The 19,428-nt window shown below is 25.6% G+C and carries 22 protein-coding genes; 14 read left to right on the top strand and 8 right to left on the bottom strand.

The window, feature by feature from the left end; translation table 11 throughout:
* Positions 1-11 precede the first annotated feature (11 nt).
* From dnaJ to hrcA, 6 genes are all read right to left on the bottom strand, one after another.
* Positions 12-1,193 (bottom strand): molecular chaperone DnaJ, encoded by a 1,182-nt coding sequence (gene dnaJ, locus AB8B22_RS02500; protein WP_369711528.1) that lies wholly within the window; start codon positions 1,191-1,193, stop codon positions 12-14.
* A 105-nt stretch (positions 1,194-1,298) separates the two neighbouring features.
* Positions 1,299-2,180 (bottom strand): aldose 1-epimerase family protein, encoded by an 882-nt coding sequence (locus AB8B22_RS02495; protein ID WP_369711527.1) that lies wholly within the window; start codon positions 2,178-2,180, stop codon positions 1,299-1,301.
* A 270-nt stretch (positions 2,181-2,450) separates the two neighbouring features.
* Entirely contained in the window at positions 2,451-3,113 is a 663-nt protein-coding gene (locus AB8B22_RS02490; RefSeq protein ID WP_314080435.1) for a hypothetical protein, read from the bottom strand.
* Positions 3,114-3,157: 44 nt separating this feature from the next.
* Entirely contained in the window at positions 3,158-4,984 is a 1,827-nt protein-coding gene (gene dnaK / locus AB8B22_RS02485) for a molecular chaperone DnaK (protein ID WP_369711526.1), read from the bottom strand.
* A gap of 27 nt (positions 4,985-5,011) precedes the next feature.
* On the bottom strand, positions 5,012-5,578 hold the full coding sequence (grpE, locus tag AB8B22_RS02480) for a nucleotide exchange factor GrpE (protein WP_094079109.1): 567 nt from the start codon (positions 5,576-5,578) through the stop codon (positions 5,012-5,014).
* 18 nt (positions 5,579-5,596) lie between these two features.
* The gene (gene hrcA, locus AB8B22_RS02475; RefSeq protein WP_314080431.1) at positions 5,597-6,601 is read right to left on the bottom strand and encodes a heat-inducible transcriptional repressor HrcA; all 1,005 of its coding nucleotides are present in this window, start codon (positions 6,599-6,601) and stop codon (positions 5,597-5,599) included.
* A gap of 314 nt (positions 6,602-6,915) precedes the next feature.
* Here hrcA and AB8B22_RS02470 point away from each other — a divergent pair, with 314 nt between their 5' ends.
* Both AB8B22_RS02470 and AB8B22_RS02465 read left to right on the top strand, forming a co-directional pair.
* Entirely contained in the window at positions 6,916-7,068 is a 153-nt protein-coding gene (locus tag AB8B22_RS02470; protein WP_314080430.1) for a DUF3800 domain-containing protein, read from the top strand.
* 1,285 nt (positions 7,069-8,353) lie between these two features.
* Entirely contained in the window at positions 8,354-8,890 is a 537-nt protein-coding gene (locus AB8B22_RS02465; protein ID WP_369711525.1) for a DUF3800 domain-containing protein, read from the top strand.
* Between the two features lie 419 nt (positions 8,891-9,309).
* Here the strand turns inward: AB8B22_RS02465 and AB8B22_RS02460 are convergent, their stop codons facing one another.
* Positions 9,310-9,636, bottom strand: a complete 327-nt coding sequence (locus AB8B22_RS02460) for a helix-turn-helix domain-containing protein (protein ID WP_211614421.1) — start codon at positions 9,634-9,636, stop codon at positions 9,310-9,312.
* A 207-nt stretch (positions 9,637-9,843) separates the two neighbouring features.
* Here AB8B22_RS02460 and AB8B22_RS02455 point away from each other — a divergent pair, with 207 nt between their 5' ends.
* The 7 genes from AB8B22_RS02455 to AB8B22_RS02425 all read left to right on the top strand — a co-directional run bounded on the left by AB8B22_RS02455 (position 9,844) and on the right by AB8B22_RS02425 (position 14,423).
* A complete protein-coding gene (locus tag AB8B22_RS02455; RefSeq protein WP_315344703.1) occupies positions 9,844-10,443 on the top strand; it encodes a type IV toxin-antitoxin system AbiEi family antitoxin domain-containing protein in 600 nt (199 codons plus the stop codon).
* Positions 10,440-11,273 carry a nucleotidyl transferase AbiEii/AbiGii toxin family protein gene (locus AB8B22_RS02450; RefSeq protein WP_314080421.1) on the top strand — a complete coding sequence of 278 codons (834 nt, stop codon included), beginning with the start codon at positions 10,440-10,442 and terminating at the stop codon, positions 11,271-11,273. The genes AB8B22_RS02455 and AB8B22_RS02450 overlap by 4 nt, the downstream gene beginning before the upstream one ends.
* A gap of 160 nt (positions 11,274-11,433) precedes the next feature.
* Entirely contained in the window at positions 11,434-11,637 is a 204-nt protein-coding gene (locus AB8B22_RS02445; RefSeq protein ID WP_147004380.1) for an XRE family transcriptional regulator, read from the top strand.
* Between the two features lie 96 nt (positions 11,638-11,733).
* Positions 11,734-12,093: a hypothetical protein gene (locus tag AB8B22_RS02440; RefSeq protein WP_211614429.1), complete on the top strand. Its 360-nt coding sequence runs from the start codon at positions 11,734-11,736 to the stop codon at positions 12,091-12,093.
* 114 nt (positions 12,094-12,207) lie between these two features.
* Positions 12,208-12,660, top strand: a complete 453-nt coding sequence (locus tag AB8B22_RS02435; RefSeq protein WP_369711524.1) for a hypothetical protein — start codon at positions 12,208-12,210, stop codon at positions 12,658-12,660.
* 39 nt (positions 12,661-12,699) lie between these two features.
* Complete coding sequence (locus AB8B22_RS02430) at positions 12,700-13,590, top strand: hypothetical protein (RefSeq protein ID WP_369711522.1); 891 nt, start codon at positions 12,700-12,702, stop codon at positions 13,588-13,590.
* A 26-nt stretch (positions 13,591-13,616) separates the two neighbouring features.
* The gene (locus tag AB8B22_RS02425; protein ID WP_369711521.1) at positions 13,617-14,423 is read left to right on the top strand and encodes a hypothetical protein; all 807 of its coding nucleotides are present in this window, start codon (positions 13,617-13,619) and stop codon (positions 14,421-14,423) included.
* Between the two features lie 173 nt (positions 14,424-14,596).
* On the opposite strand, the gene AB8B22_RS02420 is transcribed toward AB8B22_RS02425, so the two are convergent.
* Complete coding sequence (locus AB8B22_RS02420) at positions 14,597-15,280, bottom strand: helix-turn-helix domain-containing protein (protein ID WP_314080414.1); 684 nt, start codon at positions 15,278-15,280, stop codon at positions 14,597-14,599.
* 316 nt (positions 15,281-15,596) lie between these two features.
* On the opposite strand from AB8B22_RS02420, the gene AB8B22_RS02415 reads away from it, so the two are divergent.
* The 5 genes from AB8B22_RS02415 to AB8B22_RS02395 all read left to right on the top strand — a co-directional run bounded on the left by AB8B22_RS02415 (position 15,597) and on the right by AB8B22_RS02395 (position 19,428).
* Positions 15,597-15,749: a hypothetical protein gene (locus tag AB8B22_RS02415; protein ID WP_369711520.1), complete on the top strand. Its 153-nt coding sequence runs from the start codon at positions 15,597-15,599 to the stop codon at positions 15,747-15,749.
* A complete protein-coding gene (locus AB8B22_RS02410; RefSeq protein WP_314080412.1) occupies positions 15,749-16,510 on the top strand; it encodes a protein rep in 762 nt (253 codons plus the stop codon). The genes AB8B22_RS02415 and AB8B22_RS02410 overlap by 1 nt, the downstream gene beginning before the upstream one ends.
* Before the next feature lie 220 nt (positions 16,511-16,730).
* Positions 16,731-16,949: a helix-turn-helix domain-containing protein gene (locus tag AB8B22_RS02405; RefSeq protein WP_314080410.1), complete on the top strand. Its 219-nt coding sequence runs from the start codon at positions 16,731-16,733 to the stop codon at positions 16,947-16,949.
* An 86-nt stretch (positions 16,950-17,035) separates the two neighbouring features.
* On the top strand, positions 17,036-18,100 hold the full coding sequence (locus AB8B22_RS02400; protein WP_369711518.1) for a tyrosine-type recombinase/integrase: 1,065 nt from the start codon (positions 17,036-17,038) through the stop codon (positions 18,098-18,100).
* 1,136 nt (positions 18,101-19,236) lie between these two features.
* Positions 19,237-19,428, top strand: coding sequence for a hypothetical protein (locus tag AB8B22_RS02395; RefSeq protein WP_369711517.1), 192 nt, complete (start codon positions 19,237-19,239; stop codon positions 19,426-19,428).

The following is a 19,428-nucleotide window of genomic DNA, read 5'->3' as shown; positions in this document are numbered from 1 at the left end:
AATTTCACCGTTTAATTTTCAAATTTACTAAAGAATCTTTTTATTTTATCTTTAAATGATTTTCCTTCTTTGTAATTTTTAGTTTCCAGAGAACCGTCAAATTCTCTTAAAATTTTCTTTTGTTTTTCAGATAAGTTTGTTGGAGTTTCTATTTTTATTCTCACTATTTCAGAACCTTTTCTAGCTCCATAGCTTATTCCTTTTTCCCTCAACTTAAATTCTTTTCCATTTTGTGTTCCTTCAGCTATTTTTATTTTTACTTTTCCGTTAAGAGTAGGTACTTCGACTTCTCCACCTAAAATTGCTGTTGTAATTCCAACTGGTACATCACAATAAATATCAAGTCCTTGTCTATCAAAAATTTCATGTTTTTTCACGGTTATAAATATGTATAAATCTCCGTAGATTCCATCATTTCTTCCAGCATTTCCACCATCTCTTACGACAAGTCTTTGACCAGTTTCCACTCCAGCTGGTATTTTTATTTTTCTTGTAACTGTTTCATGTTCCACTCCAGTTCCATGACAATGACTACAAGCTTTTTCAGGTACTTTTCCAGTTCCATGACATACATCACATTCCTGTGTCATCACTTGCATTCCAAAAATGGATCTTTGCTGCATTCTTATATGTCCAGAACCATTACATTTTGTACAAGTTTTCATATGACTTCCAGCTTCTGCTCCAGAGCCGTGACAAGATTTACATTTTCCATCTCTTTTATATTTAATCTCTTTTTCTACACCATTTGCGACTTCTTCCAACGTTAAGGTAAGATTATATCTCAAATCATCACCTTGATTAACTTTTGGACCTTGACTTCGGCTTCTTCCACCGCCACCAAAAAAGCTTCCAAAAATATCTCCTAAATCGTCAAAATCAAATCCTTGACCATTTCCAAATCCGCTAAAGCCTCCACTAAAACCTCCAGCTCCAGTACCGCCGCCACCATTTTCAAATGCCGCATGTCCATACTGGTCATAAGTTGCTTTTTTCTGTGGATCTGACAAAATTTCATACGCCTCATTTATTTCTTTAAATTTTTCTTCAGCATTCTTTTTTTCTGCATCTGACGAATTAGAAAATTTATCCGGATGATATTTCATTGCTGCTTTTCTATATGCCTTTTTTATATCTGATTCGCTCGCATCTTTACTTACTCCAAGCACTTCATAATAATCTCTTTTTGCCATTTTCTCCACACCTCCTTTTTTTCAGAGATGTTCTCCTTTCTTTACGCATTATTTTTATTTCAATGTTTCAAAAAAGAGTTTATCTCTTTTTTATTTGTATAATTTTTATAATATTCCTTTAATTACTATCTTTGCAGTAAAAGTCTTATCTTTTTCCAATTTTAAAATCCCTTTTTTATCTTCCAGTTTTCCTGTACAATCTTCAAAATCTGAAATTCCATACCAAGGTTCTATACACACATAAGGAGCTTTTGGCTTACTCCAAAATGCAATATATGGGAATCCTTTATATTCAACGCTTAATTCTTTAGAATTTTTATTATTTTTTATTGTAACTTTTTCTGATTTTAAACCTTCAAATACTATTGCATCGTCATCAAATACATTTTCAGTAATTTGAATCTTGTTAACATTATTTAAATAATCAACTTTTTCATCAAAAACTAGTCCATTATTAGTAAGTTTATATTTTTGCGAAGTTTCATTTTTTTCAAATTCCAAGTAATAGTCATCTAATTTTAGATTGTCATTCACATTAAGTGCAAATGCAGGATGTGTTCCAAGTGAAAAATACATATCAGAATCATTTTTATTTACAACATTGTACTCAATTTCCAAAGCATTTCCAACAATTGTATAAGTTATAAACAATTCAAACTCAAACGGATACTTCTCCAAAGTTTCCTTATTTGAAGAAAATCTAAACTTCAAAGAATTTTCAGTCTTCTCAACTAGTTCAAAATCTTCAGTCCGAGCAAACCCATGCCGTGTAGAAATCTCATATTTATTTCCATCAAAACTATAAGCCCCATTTTTTATAGTCCCAACAAACGGAAACAACACAGGTGAGCTGGCAGCCCAAAACTCAGGATTCCTGTCCCACATAAACTCTTCTCCATTTACTTTGTAACTTCGTAATTCTGCTCCTCTATCTGCAACTGCAATTTCAATATTTCCATATTTTAAAGTATTTATTGTACTTTCCACCTTTAACACATCCTTTTTTAAAGATTTTATTTTAATTTATTTTGATTTTTCACTTTTATCATTGTACCAAATTTCTTTGCCAACCTCATTATACCAGTCTAAATTTATTTTTTCATATTCCCCTTTGTAGTTTGAAAATAACTTTTCAATATTGCTTAGTTCTTTTTCTTCTAATTTCTTTACTTTTGATTTTAAATTTTTTCTTATAATAAGTTTTATCCTTTTTATTTTATGAAAAGAATAGAGAAATCAATTCTCTATTCTATAAAACTAATTTATATTTTGTAACTGACTTTTAACTTCTTCTACATCTTCATCTGACAGTTTACAAATTGTGAATAATTTTCTATTTATTCCGTTAATAGAAGTTCCTACAAGTAAACCATCATTTTCAACAATATAAAATCTATCGTGTATGTCATTACTTTGAATACATATTATATCATCATTATTTAAATTACAAATACCTTTTATCATTTCTAAAACTTGTTCTTTATTCGAATCATCTCTATAATAAACAAATATTTTTTTTGGAGCAACTGTCTCAAAAATTACTTGCAAATACCTACTAGTTTCTTCATTGTAACTAGTAAATATAAACGGATCTGTTACATAAAAAGTTTTATTTTTTTCTAATTTATCAAATTCATATCTTATTTTATCTATTCGTTGCTCTGTAGTCATATTTTTATTTAAAACAGATTCTCCATATGCTTTATAATTTCTAAAATAATCTTCACTTTCTATTTCTTCTATTTTTTCTACCCAATTATTAGAAATTATTTTTATTAACTGCTTTAAAGTCAAACTATATAAATTTTCCTCAGTAAAAATATTCAGATTCCCTTCAGAATCTTCACCTGAAAAAACATAATTATTTAATTTATTTTTTGACTCATCATTATTACACCTAATTTTATAGTAATGTATCATTTTATTTTTCCTTTTCTCAAAATTTTATAAAAAATACGTTTTAATTAATCCACAACTTCCGCATCTTCCACATCATTAGCACCAGAATCATTATTTTCTCCAGCTGTTTCTCCGCCTTGTGCCGCTTGTTGGGCTTGAGCTGCTTCTTGGTACATTCTTGTTGCAAATCCTTGAGATACTTTCGACAATTCTTCGATTCCTTTTCTGATTGCTTCGATGTCGTCTCCATCTTTTACTTTCTTCAATTCTTCGATTGCTTTTTCGATGTCTTCTTTTTCAGTTCCTTGCAATTTAGATTCATTTTCTTTTATAGTTTTTTCAGTTGCAATTACTAATTGGTCAGCTTGGTTTCTAGCTTCTACTAATTCTTTAAATTTAGCATCTTCAGCTTCATTTGCTTCAGCGTCTTTTTTCATTTTTTCGATGTCTTCTTTAGACAAATTAGATGAACCAGAAATTGTTACTGTATTTTCTTTTCCTGTTCCCAAATCTTTAGCAGATACATGCACGATACCATTTGCATCAATATCAAATGTTACTTCGATTTGAGGTACTCCTCTTGGTGCAGGTGGAATATCGTTTAAGTTAAATTCTCCTAATTTATGGTTGTCAGCCGCTCTAGCTCTTTCTCCTTGCAATACAACGATTGATACTGCTGGTTGATTATCTGCCGCTGTTGAGAATACTTGTGATTTTTTAACTGGCACAGTAGTATTTCTATCAATAATCTTAGTAAATACTCCACCCATTGTTTCAATTCCTAATGACAATGGAGTTACATCCAATAACAATACGTCTTTAACGTCTCCCATTAATACTCCACCTTGAATAGCTGCTCCTGCTGCTACAACTTCATCAGGGTTAATTGATTTATTAGGTTCTTTTCCAAAGAATGATTTAACCCATTCTTGAACTGCTGGGATTCTTGTTGATCCACCAACTAGCAAGATTTCATCAATTCCGCTTGGATCTAAGTTTGCATCTTCCAACGCTTGTTTAACAGGCTCTTTAGTTGCTTCAACCAAGTCTTTTGTTAATTCATCAAATGCTGCTCTAGTTAATTTCTTTTCCAAATGTTTTGGTCCACTTGCATCCATTGTGATGAATGGTAATGAAATTTGTGTTTCTAATGTAGTTGATAATTTTTTCTTGGCATCTTCTGCTGCATCTTTCAATCTTTGAACTGCCATTTTATCATTTCTCAAATCAATTCCAGTTTCTTTTTTAAACTCATCAGCCAACCAGTCAATAATTTTTTGGTCAAAGTTGTCTCCACCTAAGTGGTTGTTTCCTGAAGTTGAAATAACTTCTACTACTCCATCTCCAATTTCTAGTACCGATACATCAAATGTACCTCCACCTAAGTCAAATACTAACACTTTTTCTTCTTTTTTCTTATCTAATCCATAAGACAATGCCGCTGCTGTTGGTTCATTAATAATTCTTTGGACTTTCAGTCCTGCAATTTCTCCAGCATCTTTAGTCGCTTGTCTTTGAGCATCAGTAAAGTAAGCTGGTACAGTAATAACTGCTTCTGTTACAGTTTCTCCTAAATAACTTTCTGCATCTTTTTTCAATTTTTTCAAAATCATTGCTGAAATTTCTTGTGGTGTATAGTCTTTTCCATGAATATTTACTTTATAGTCTGATCCCATTTGTGTTTTTATTGAAATTACTGTTGAATCAGGATTTGTAATCGCTTGTCTTTTAGCAATTTCCCCTACAATAATTTCTCCATTATCTTTAATATTTACTACTGAAGGTGTAGTTCTTCCTCCATCACTATTCGGTATTATCGCAAAGTTTCCACCTTCCATAACTGCCACGCAGCTGTTTGTTGTCCCTAAATCTATTCCTATTATTTTACTCATATTTATCATTCTCCTTTAATTTTTAATTTATTTTTTATTTACTGTAACCATTGCTGGTCTAATAACTTTTCCTTTCAATTTATATCCTTTTTGGAACACTTTCACGATAACGTCATTGTCCAAATCTTCCACATTTTCAGTCATCATCGCTTGATGTTCATAAGGATTAAATTTTACGCCTTCTGCTGCTTCTAATTCTTCAACACCTTCTTCAGTCAAAAGATTTCTTAAATTTCTCAAAATCATATTAACTCCTTCAACTAACGCATCAAAATTTTTAGTTTCTGTAGAAGCACTTTCAGCTCTTTCTAAATTATCAATATTATCTAATAATTTTATAATAATTCCTTCAGAAGCATATTTTTTCATTTCAGCAACTTCATTTTCTTTTCTTTTTGTGAAGTTTTGAAATTCAGCTAATTTTCTTGTATAAGAACTTTTCCATTCTTCCAAGTCCTTTTCAAGTTTTGCTATTACTTCTTCTGGTGTTTCTTCTTTAACTTCTCTTTCAGAATCATCAACTTTAGCTTCTTTAGTTTCTTTATCTAGCGTTTCTTTTGATTCTTTAACTTTTTCTTCTTTTTCTTTTTCCATTCCCCTCTCACTTTCTTTTTATTTATTTTTTTTTAATAAATGCTGCACTTCTTCTGAAACATATTCAACAAGTCCAACCGTCTTTGAGTATTCCATCCGCTTTGGACCGATTACTCCCATCATTCCTTTAGCATCTCCAAAAGTGTAAACCGAAAATACAAAAGAAAAATCTTCCAGTCCAGCAATTCCCAAATCTTCTCCGAAAATAACATTTACTTCACCATCTTTATATTTATCCATTTGAATAAATTGTGAAAAAATATTTTTCAAATCATTTGGACTATTAAACAATTTTGCTCGACTTACAACTTTTACAATATCATTGCTCTCAAATAAATTTGAACTCCCTTCAAAAAATAATTTCCCTTCATTTAAATTGTGCTCTTCTTCCAATTCTTCTGGAATAAACAAATCTAAATCAGTTAAAAATTCTTTTAAATCTGATAATGTAAAAATTGAATTACTATTTTTTATTTTTTCATTTAAAAAATTGTTTATTTTATCAATTTCCTTTTCACTTACAGGATTTTCCAAATAAATATTAAGACTTTTCGTCAAAAATGTATCCATCACAACTACGGCTAACACATTTGTATCATTTATGTGTACAAATTGCACTTTTCTTATACTTTCCTGCCGAATTGACGGCTCCAATACCACTCCTGCATATTGGCTAATTTTTGACAGCAACCTTGAAGTTTCTTCAAAAATTGCGTCTATTTGATTTATTTTTTTATTGTAGGTTTCAAAGACTTTTGCTTTTTCCTCTTGAGAAATATCTCTTATCTTTAAAAGTTCTTCGACATAAAGCCTATATCCCTCGCTTGTAGGTATTCTTCCAGAAGATGTGTGAGTTTTTACAATTAACCCTTTATCCTCTAAATCTGCCATCGTATTTCTAATTGTGGCTGACGACACACCAATATTATACTTTTTTTCAAGTGTTCTTGAACCAACACTTTCACCAAAATCCAAATAATGCTTGATGACCGCCTTTAAAATTAATTGCTCTCTCTCATTCATCTTAACACCCTTTCCTTTTTGTTAGCACTCTAAGACTATTAGTGCTAATCACAAATATATAATAATATATTTTTTACTTTTTGTCAACTCTTTTTTTTAATTTTTTTTAAAACTTTTTTATAAATATATCTAAATAGACAAATTTAGCGTAAAAACATCGACTTCCATATATTTTTATTATATAATTATGTTGTAAGCAAGGAAACTTACGCTGTATATCTGTGATGTTACTGAATAAAAGTTTAAACGTTATTTAAGAACATCAGCTACAAAGAGCCACCATTTTTAGTGGTATTTTTTGAAAGGATTTTTTTATGGAGATATTTGTCTATTTGGATGAATCTGGAGTTTTTGATGTTAAACATAATAAATATTATGTTTACGGCGGAGTAATTTTTTTGAATAAAAATGATAAAGATGTGGAAAACAGAAAATATAAAATTATTAATGCAACAAAAAAGTTATAAAATTTGGCGTTATAATAAACCAAAAAGAAATACATCCAAAAATTTTTGAGAATAAAAAAAATAAGCAGTGATACCTATGCTTAAAAAATTGGAAATAAAAATCATTTAAAAAAACTGATAGCCGAAAAAAAAAATAATAGAAGAAAAAGTAGAAAATGTTTATATTTTCTTCGACGAATATTCAGTGACAACAAATAAAAAATATGAATTTTAAAGAAGGATTAATACAAGAATTTAAAAGCGGAACTTTTAATTCAAACTATGAAGTATACATAAAACCTATTTTTAAAAACTTAAAATATTTAGAAGTAAAATATTGCAATTCCGAAAAAACACCCATGATAAGACTAGCCGACATTACATCCAATTATTTATATAGCGGTGTTTTAAACAACAAACCTATACAAGATACAATTTATTTAAAAATGTTACCCTAAATAAAAAAATACATAGAAAGCTATATTTTTTATGAATTAAAATAAATATTTCAAAAATTTTGTGATTTAATAATCGATTTTTGAGAATATTCATAATTTTATATAAATATACACACATATTATCAGTAATAAAAAGATATGTTACCCATATGGCAACATATCTAAAAAGGAGTTATGAAGAAACAACATCCTTTTTAAAGAAAACCTAGTAAAATAAGGGCTAAATTTAAAAAATAGTCCAACATTAGTCCAACAAGAAATTATGAGAACAAAATCTCTAATTTTATAAAAAAAATTCAACATTATCTGTAAATTTTAAAAATAGAAAATCCAACTAGAAACAATATTAAATTTAGTTATTGTATTATTTTTTCTCACTATGCTAATTTAGATAGTGAGTTTTTTCTTGTAAGAGCCGATTTAAGAGCTTATTTTTGTTATTCAAGGGAAAATATCAAAAATAAGTTTAAATGCTCTCTACGGGGCTTATACAGAGTTATCCGAGATTGTATTTTTGACATAGTCTGTGAGATAAAGGCACAGTATTTTGCAAAGCTATCCCTATAAGTATGGCACTATTTTCTTGATTCTAATTAGTGTGGCTTTGAAATACAAATAATTTTTTTTGAGAAAATTAGCAACCATTAATTTAATTTGTATAAATTGTTGTAAAAATTATGAAATTAAAAATCTTGACTTCTATATTTTTTTATTATACAATTATATTGCAGATAGGAGACTAGACTGTATATCTGTGTAACTGAATGAAAGTTTAAGCGTTATGTAAGAACGCCAGCCACAGAGCCACCCGTTAAGGTGGTATTTTTTTTGAGAGGATATAAAAATAAATGGATATATTTGTTTATGCTGATGAGTCGGGGGTCTTTGATGTGAAAAATAACGAATATTATGTATATGGTGGAGTAATTTTCTTGAGTAAAAATGAAAAAGATAATGCGAATAGAAAATACTTGAATGTTGAAAAGAAAATCAGAGAACATTATACTCAATATTCGGAAATGGAACTCAAGGCAAATGTTTTGGATTCTAAAATAAAAAATAAAATATTCCGTTCGGCTAACGAATGTATAAAATTTGGGGTAGTTATAAATCAGGAAAAAATACGGAAAGAAATATTTAGACAAAAAAAATCAAAGCAAAGATATTTGGATTATGCTTTTAAAATAGGTCTTAAAAATTGTTTCTTAGAACTAATAAAAAACAATAAGTTAAAGCAAAAAGAGGCAACTAATATTTTTCTTTTTGTAGATGAACATACAACAGCAACAGATGGAAAATATGAATTAAAGGAGTCTTTACTTCAAGAGTTTAAATATGGAACTTTTAATATGAATTACAATAAGTTTTATATATTTATTTCCTAATATGGAAAATTTGAATTTACAATATTGTGATTCTAACAAACACGCTTTAATAAGATTATCAGATATAGTGACTAATTGATTATTTGGAGCTTGTTTTAATGAAGAGTTTATGAATCGGAATAAAGAGAAAGTATATATTAAATTTTTACCTTAATCACAGTTATTAATTTAGCCTTGATTTTTTCTTAAAATTATTTTCTATAAGTTAAAAAAAAATCAAGTAGTATCGTTCTGGTAGACTTTTTCATTTCAAGGCAAGGTATTTATCCAAAAAATTTTTTAACGAACGCTACAAGGCTGTTACACGGATATACGAGCGAATAACAAAACAAAAAATAAATTTAAATTTAAAATCTATTTTTAGAAAACACATCACTATTTTCTTAATTTTATTTTTATAGTTTTAAATACAATAAACTTTATTTAAACTTTTCTTTAAAAAAGGCATTTTGAATCTTATTGAATAACTCTTCTTTTTCCTTAAAATCTATATTTTCATTATTAAAGAACGATATAATAGATGATTCTAAATTACTGGAATCTTTATTTATACCGTATAATATGTATTCAGGTGAAACATTATATAAATTAGATAACTTAATTAAACTCTCACTATTTATTTTCCTCTCATTATTCTCATATCGTGAAATAGCTCCAGCAGATGATTTTATTTTTCTAGCCACTTCCTCCAAAGAAAATTTGTACTTTTCCCTTAAACTCTTTAATCTTTTTCCTACATTTTCCATAGTAATTCTCCTTTAAAATCAATAAATTTTACCATAAAATTGATATTTTATCAATTTAATTGAAATAATAATGATAAATTTTATTTTTATGGTACAATTATTTTACTAATTACCGAATAAATAAAAGATATAAAATTTGAACAAAATCTTGACAATTACTCTTTAAAATATTAAAATTAAAGTGTAATAGTAAAGGTAGTGATAATTATGTTAAAAATTACAAATGACAAATTAAATAATTTTTTTGAAAATAATACTATAATAACCGTTAAAGAAGCAGAAAAAATCGGTATAAAAAGACAGATTCTTTCTAATTTATGTAAAAAAGGAATTTTAGAAAGAGTAAAGCAAGGAGTTTATCAGAAAAATGATACAATTACAGATGAATTTGTAAAGATACAAAAAAATAATAATGTGATTTTTTCAAACACAACTGCTCTATACTTTCATAATTTAGCAGATAGAGTGCCAAATACAATTTCAATAACAGTTCCACAAGGTTATAATGTTTTGCATATTACAAAAAAATTTGAAAATTTGAAGATTCATTATGTGAAAAAAGAAATATTTGAAAGTGGGAAAATTGAAACTTTGAGTAAAATGGGTGCTAAAATTTATATTTATGATAAAGAGAGAACGATATGTGATATTATAAAAAATAAAGAAAAAATTGATGTAGATGTATTCTCAAAGGCACTAAAATTATTTTTTAAAGATAAAGATATAAAAGTAAGAAAATTAATAAAATATAGTAAAGAATTGAAAGTTGAGAAAAAAGTAAGAGAATATTTGGAGGTTTTGATATGACATCAGAAAAGTTAAAAGGGAAAATAAAAAGTTTTTCAGAAAAAAATAATTTAAAAGCACAGGAAGTATTACAAATGTATTTTTTTGAAAGATTTTTGACTCGATTAGAAAAATCAAGATATAAAGCGAATTTTATAATAAAAGGTGGATTTTTAATTTCATCAATTATTGGTATACAAAATAGAACAACGATGGATATTGATACGACAATAAAGGGACTTCCAGTAAAAGAAGAAATTATTAAAGAAATAATATTGGAAATTTTAAATATTGAAGTAAATGATGAAATAGAATTTGTATTGGGAAAAATAGAAAATATAAGAGAAATATCGGAATATGAAAATTATAGATTACATTTGACAGCAAATTTTGAGAAAATAAAGAATCCATTAAAAATTGATATTACAACAGGAGATGTAATAATTCCATCAGAAATAGAATATTCATACGAAACAATATTTAAAGAAAAACTAAATATTTTGGCTTATTCATTGGAAACATTGATTGCTGAAAAGTATGAAACTATAATAAAACGGAATATTACAACAACGAGATTGAGAGATTTTTATGATATTTATATGATTTTTAAATTAAAAAATGATAAGATAGATGTAAATAACTTGAAACAAGCAATTTGGGAAACAGCAAAAAATAGAAATTCAACGGAAGAAATATTAGAAAGCAAGGAAATTTTAGAAGATATTAAAAATGATGAATATTTGAATAAACAATGGAATATTTATAAAAATGAAAATAAATATGTTGATAATATACAATTTTCTGAAATTTTAGAATTATTAAATAAAATATCAGATATTGTACAAGAATAGAATACTCCATTATTTTTCTAAATTTTTCATAATAATTCTACTTTAAAATTAATAAATTTAATCATAAAATTGATATTTTATCAATTTAATTGAAGCTGTCTTGACAAACTTTTAATTTATGGTATAATTATTTTACCAATTAGCAAAAAGGAGAATAGAGATGAAAAAGAATCTTTTAAAATCAAAAATGAGTTTACACGAAGACAACAATAAAACACTTGCACATAAATTAAAAATAACTCCTTCAGCATTTTCAAGAAAAATAAATGGAACTAGTAATTTTACTATTGAAGAAATGAAATTTATTAGGAAAGAATATGAGTTGAGTGATGTTGAGTTTTTGGATATTTTTTTTGATAATTAATTTGCTATTTGGTAAATTTTAAAAAAGGAGATGATAATTTAATCGAAACATATTTTTATATCAAATAGAAAATTAAATTAGAATAGGAGTGAAAAAATGGATAAAAGAAAAATTTGGGAGCAATACTATAATGATAATGATGAGAATAATAAAAATAATGGAGAAGAAAATAGCACTCAATCAGATGTTAAAAGAAAAGAGATATTAGAACAGTATTATGATAAAAATAAGGACTTAAGCGATGAGAATGTAGGGCTAAAATATATAGGATTAGTTTTTGTTGATGTTATATTATTAAATATTATGACTGCTCTTGGTTTTGGAATATTTGCGAGTCTAACTGGTTATGATAGTCATTGGTTTATTGCTATTATTTTGTGGGTAATTGATGTGTTTGTATTAGCATTATTTTTAAAAACTGTAAGTCAAACTATAAGATATTTAAAAAAAATGTAATTAAAAGGATAACTTTAAAGAAAGGAACTTTTTATGGATCTGAATTTAGATTTTTACTTTTTATTCACTATTGTATTTTTTATTGTTTGGTTTTTTATAATTAAAAAAATTGAAATGGAAAAAGAAAACAATCTTAATGAGTTAAATAATTTTATTATGAAAAAGATGAGAGAAGTTAATAAAAGTAACTATTATGAATTAAAATATATCGAGGGATTAGAATTTCAAAAAGAAGAAAAAGTTTATGCTAAAATTTTAAATAACAGATTAGAAATTGGAAATTCGAATAAAAAAGAATTTTTAGATTTTGATAAAATTAAAATGATTGATTTTAATATAAGAGAAGAAGAATATGAAGATGTCATTTCAAATACTCTTGTAAAACATATATTTTTATGGAGTGAATTGAAAATATCGTATTTAGACAATAATGAAAATATTCAAAAAATAATATTTGAAGACAGAAATTTTACAATTGAAAATTCTGAAAAAATTATAGAAAAAAGTTTTTTCTATTGTGAATATTTAGGAAAAACTTTAAAAAAGAGGATTCCTCATTTGAAATAAAATTGATCAAAAAATTAATTATAAATTTAAGGAGAAATTATGAGAAATGATTTTTTTATCAAATTGGCTAAAAAAGATGAGAAAATGACTTTATTGAAAATAGCAACACTTCTATGTTTTATTGTACATACGATGATGTTGGTAAATTCGGAATCTATTCATCTTGTTCATTATTATATCGGTAAATATGAAAGAGCTAGTATTTTCTATTTAATGGATTATCCAATGTATTTTCTATCATATTTTTTAGTGTACTTTCTACTTGAAAACATATTAATAATCATCTATTTAAAATTTAAAGTGAACGGAGAAATAGATAAATTTTTCAAACTAAATTACATACTATTAATTCTAACAATGGGACTTTATTCATTAAGCACAATATTTATGGTTTCTTTTATCATAAGTATCTATAAATGTTTTGAATTTGCTAAAACATTTTCAAAAAATAAAGAAAACTTGTTATTTTCAATATTAGGTTTTTTTACTATTTTCTTTACTTCAATATTATTATCTAAGATTGATAACTCTTTTTTTAAAATTTTAGTTTTATTACTAGGAATTTTAGCAATATCAAGTATTTATCTATATAGTAAAAAAATAAATAAAGTTCCAAGTTTAAATTATATTTTTCTACTTTTAACCGAAATATGCTTTTTAACTAAAATTTTAGATTACGAATATGAATTAGTTAGTTTTACAGGATTGTGGCTATTAATTATCACAATAATTGTGAATTTAAGAGTTATTTTCCCTAAAATAAAATCTTACACAAATTTTAGTAAAATTCAAAAAATCATAATAATTATAGGTATTTTATTTAGTTTGTTTTCTAAAGTATACATAATCAAAAAACAAGAACAAATTAAAACTATTTCAAAACAGGAATCTGATACTAACAATTCAAATGAAAATAATACTTCGGAATAAAAATATGGAGAAAAGGAATAAAAAATATGAATAATAAAACAAATATTTGTAATTTAATATTTGGAATTATAATGGGATTGATTGCTATATTTAATATTTTTGAGTGGACTAATTTTATAATTAAGTATAGCAAACAAAATCCAAAAGTTTCAAAAGTTAAAAAAATAAAAAAGAAAACTAATAAACACAATAACAATAATACAGAAAATGATATTGAATATGAAATAAAATCAGGATATAAATACAAAAAATCTAATGGAGAAAACTCAGCATTTACTCCAAGAAATCTCGGTTATGCTGAAAGTCTACTTAATAATCAAGTTTCATACGACAGTTTAAGAGAAGAATACTGTAGAACAGTAAATGAAATTGTTAAGGTAGATAATGGAATAATGCCAGGTACAACTAAACCTTTTGAAGAAGTAACCTATACTCAAGTAGATGACGCTTATAGAGAACATTTACAAAGAATAGCACAAATTAGACAAGTATTTGATACAATTTATGGAAATGATAATGATTTGGAAAATGGAGCAGGTTGTCATTATACTGGAACTCATTGGAATAATGCAAATTCACAGTATAAAGCAAAACAATTTTACGATCGTTCTATAATTAAATACCTTAATAATCACGGTTATGGTATAAAAAATAATGCTAGTTCCACTCTTAAAAGAAAAGAAAAAAATCCAAATAATGAAAAAGAAATTGAAATTGAAAGAACAATTGACGAAACAATAAATGAAATTGATGGAACAACAAATCAAATTGACCAAACTCAAAATAATAATTCAACAAATTCAGATGAAAGCGATGATGAATATTCAGAATAGAAAACAAAAGAGAAAATTTTTTATTGTAATAGCCGATTTAAGAGCTTATTTTTGTTATTCGAGGAAAATATCAAAAATGAGTTTAAATGCTCTCTACGGGGCTTATACGGAGTTACAAGTGCATATCTTAATCAAACAGGCTCTAAAAATGAAAGCTGTATTTTGTTGTAAATTTATTTATTTTTAGTTTTCTCATCCAATTCTTCAATAATTTTTTTATAATTACTTGGCTTTTTCAAAGGTACTTTCTCAAATATTTTTTCCATTCTTTCTATTTCTTCATCATCAAATCCTGTATCGCTTCTATCTAAATGATATACTTCAAGATAATTTATAAAGTCATTTATATTATTTGTTGAACGAAGGCTTATAAATGAGAGAAAATCTTTGATTCCAATATAAAATGTATGTTTTTTATTTGGACTTCGCACAGCTACCACTTTAGGATTTCTTATAGCGTCTTCTATATCTCCATAAACTACCCCTCCTTTTTCATCTATTGAATTTATTACATTGAATGAAAATCCTAAATTTTCTAAATAATCAATAAAACATATTATAGCTGTTATTCTCTTATTTTCTTTAAATAAAGCACTTAAAATTTCTCTTATCTCTGACTTTTCTTCTTTTTTAAAAAATTTTTCCAATTCATTTAAAGGTATCTCAAGTATTCTAAAAAAATCAAGCAAAGTATTAAATGGTATTGTTCTTTTCCCAACTTCATATTTTTGTATACTTAATTTTGTTATATCCATTTGCTTGGCAAGATTTTCCAAACTCAGTCCTTTTCTTTTTCTATAATTTCTTATTATTTCTCCCAAAATTTTGTTATTCAATTCTTTATTATTTTCTTCCATAATTTCTCTCCAATCTTTGTTAGTACCATAATTATATAATAAATTTTACAAAATTTCAATAATTTTTTTAATCAAAAAGATGTATTTTTAAAAAAATATGCCAAAAAGATATTGACAAATTTTAAAAATAGTGGTACAACTATATTGTAATACAAAAGCATAATTTATTTTAAAACACATCTTTTTGGATATAAAAATTATTCTTCTATTATTAATTAGTATTAAACAAAATAGAAAAAAATTATAAAAAAATAACAATAAAAAAATGTAGTTTATTCCAAAAGAAAAGGTAGAAATTTTAAAAGGAGTGAATTTTATGAAAAATAAAAGTTTAGAAAAAGAGGCAATTGAAAAGCATTGTCTTGAGTGCTGGGATGATGATAAGGAAAAAGTTTTAAACTGTCCTTATAATAAATGCCCCTTGTGGAAATTTAGATTAAAAGAAGAGAAGAAAAGAGAAAAGAATTGATGAAAACAGATACAGAAAAAGTGATAGAAGAGAAGGAAAATTATTATTTAAAGGCTCTTGAATGGTATTCTGAATACGAAATAATATCAAAGTCTGAATACAGCAGTATTAATACCTGTTTTAATAATTATATTGAATGCCACGAAAATTCAATGAAATTTACTAAAAATTTAAGATGTAAACGAAGAAGCTGTCCTATATGTGATGAAATAGACAGAAGTGCCAAATATTTTGAAATAATGAAGAAAATAGAAAATTTTAAAAATAGATATTTGATATTTATACTGACAATAAATGGAAAAAATGTTGAAATTGATGATAGAAATAAATTACAAAATGAATTAAATGTATTAAGAAAAAACTTTAATAAATTAGTCAAATGTTCTTTTTTAAAAAATATTGTAAAAGGATATTTAAGAGTAACGGAAATAGCTTATAATCCTGAAAGAAATTCTTTTCTTCCTCATTTACATATCCTGCTATTTACAATAAAAGGGATATACAAACATTTTAAAATGAAAGAATTAAAAGAAATGATACAGGCTAAATGGAATACTATGAGTGGATTCAAAACCAATGTTCATTTAGAAAAATTAGGTACAGAAGAAAAAGTACAAAAAACTGTATCTTATTTAACTCATTCTAAAAAGAAAAGATTGAAAAATTTTTTTGATAATGATGAAAATAAGACAATCCTTTCTGCTTATCTAAATATTATAAAAAGGAAAAGAATATATTATTGGAGTAAATTTAAAGAATAAGAATATTTCCTGTCAGACTTATCCCCTTTGATTGATAATAACGAATCAAAAAAATAATTTTATGAAATAAATTTTTAAATTATTGAAAACTATAAACAGAAAATATATCTAAAATACAAGTTAAAAATCAAAAAATGTAATATATAAAAACTTGCAACTTATTTTAACTTATTTTATCTAAAAATATACTAATAAAAATAGAGAAAGTAGAGTGGTAAATATGAATTTAGAAGATAAGAGATTAATATACTATACATTGAAAAGTAGAATTAGAAAAAAGAAATTGAACTATAAAGAAATATCAAAAAAAATGAATATATCAGAAAGTGGACTTAATAAAAAAATAAATGGAAAAAATTTTTTTACACAATCAGAAATATATGAATTAAAAGAATTGTTAGAATTGAGTAATGATGAATTGGTACAGATATTTTTTTAAATAAATATATTGCAATAAAAGAAAAATAATATTAAAATTATAAAGCAGATAATGCTTTTTAGTTGGATTTTCAGAATGGAGAAAATATGAAAAAATATAAAAATGCAAATGGTACAGGGAGTATAACAAAAGTTAAAATAAATAGAACGAATCCTTTTAGAGTTAGAGTTACTAATCCTGTAACTAAAAAAAGACATTCTTTAGGATATTTCAGCACTAAAAAGGAAGCAACGGAAGTATTAAACAAATATTTTAATAATCCTTACAATTTAGAAAATCATAGAATTAAATTTAAAGATTTGTTTGAGTTATTTAAAAACAGTAAAAAAGATATTGTTGCTAAAAATACTTTGGACAGTTACATCAATAGTTTTAAACGATGTAAAGAGTTACATAATCTGGTTTTTAAAGATATTAGCACTCCAATATTGCAAAATCTAATAACTAATTTGAATTGTAGTATTTCAACTAAAAGTATGACAAAAGGATTTTTAAAAATTTTTTGGGACTATGCCAGAGAAATAGACATATTGGAAAAAAATAGAGCAGAATTTATAAATTTACCGAAAGAAACTGAAATCAAAGAAAAAAATCCTTTTAATTATGATGAAATAGAAAAATTATGGAAAAACAAGGACATAATATGGGTAAAATATATTTTAATTATGATTTATACAGGTATGAGAATCGAAGAAACTGTGGAATTGAAAAAGGAAAATGTAGATTTACAGGAGGAATTTATACACGGTGGAAATAAAACTAGAAAAGGAAAAAATAGAAGTATACCTATTCATAAAGATATAGTTGAAATTATAAAAGAGCTTTGCGAGAACAGTCCAACAGATTATTTGATATACAATGATAAATGGATATTCAGTAAAAAAAAGAACGAAAATAAGCCTTTAAGAAAAAATTATTTTCGTGAGAAATTTTATAAAACATTGGAAACTTTAAAAATTAATAAACATAAAACTCACGATTGTAGAAAAACACTAGCAACACTTATGAGTAATCAAAAAATAAATAATATTGTGATAACAGATATAATGGGACACGAAAATATTGCGACAACAAAACAATATTATATTCAGACAGATAAACAAAAACTAAAGTTATCAATGAATAGTTTAAATTTTAGAAAAACTTCATAGAAAGCCTTAATTATAGGCTTTTTTCTTGACATTAGTTTTAGTCCAACGCTAGTCCAACGGATAAGGTAAATGAGTACCTTTTTATGAAAAATTACAAATAAATAAAAAAACTAAAAAAATGAAAAAGGTAATTGAATACCTTTTTGGTACTGTATTATCTTGTTTTGTAAGAAATGGCAAAAAAAATATGCTACCCTTGTGATAGCATATTTAAAAAGGAGTTATGAAGAAAAAAGTACTTTTTTAACGAAAATCCGCTATTTATGGGGGTTAAATTTTGAAAGGTAACCAACGGGTAACCAACGGAAAAAAGTAAAAAAATGAAAGCCCATTTTTAAAGGGTTTGCAAACATTCAAAAAAATACTTGCTTTACAAGAAAATAATTTTAATATCAAGGGGAAGAAAAAGGCTATCTAAAAAATATTTAGGTAGTCTTTTAAATTATAAGCGTCAAATAGAATTATTATTGTATATACAAACATAATCTTATTGGACGAATTGCATAAATTAATATATTTTGGTAGCAAATAAAGGCTAGATATGGTATAATAAGTTACATTCTAATTTAAAGGGTATTAAAATTTATTTTTTGGCAACTCAAAACAGTGAGTTGCTTTTTATGTGTGATTCAAATTATAAAAAAATATGGTATAATATTAATATCGATTATAAAGAAAAATGATATAACCAAATGCAACCAAAAATGCACCCAGTTCTAATGGTTGCAAAACATTAACAAACCTAGTAAATATAATAGTTAAAGATTACAAACTAAAATAAAATAAATGGCAAAATTTGGCAGAAAATGCACCAAAAGCAACCAAAAATGCAACCACTTAAAAAAGGTGCAAAGTGTTAAAAAATACAGCAATAATAATGGTTAGAGATAGTAACATCTAATGGAAAAAATGAGACTTTTTGAGACAAATTGCACCAAAAACGAACGAAAGAAAGAATAAAATTAAATACTAGAATAATAATGGGCTTACTATGGAAACGGGTTTTTTATTGACTTAAAGTTAAAATAAACATTTTGTAATATTTATAATCCATATTGTTTAAAAAAATTAAATTTTTGTTGCACTTTTAAAATAAAAAAGGTAAAATAAATTATATCAAAATTAGGAGGGAGATTATGAACAGGAATTTAAAAGCCTTTATTGAGGGAATAGCGGACATAGTTTATCAGCCTGAAGTATCGTTGAAAAGAAATTCTAATTTTGAAAAAGATGATTATAAAGCATTAAAATCGGATTGGGAAAAAGTTGGAAATGATATAAGAAGTGCAATAAAAGAATATAGCAAGTGTCAAAAAGTAGGTAAATAG

It is taken from the genome of Leptotrichia rugosa (assembly GCF_041200005.1).
GTDB lineage: Bacteria > Fusobacteriota > Fusobacteriia > Fusobacteriales > Leptotrichiaceae > Leptotrichia > Leptotrichia rugosa.
The sequence above is the reverse complement of the archived record's forward strand: the minus strand, read 5'-3'. Positions and strand labels throughout refer to the sequence as shown.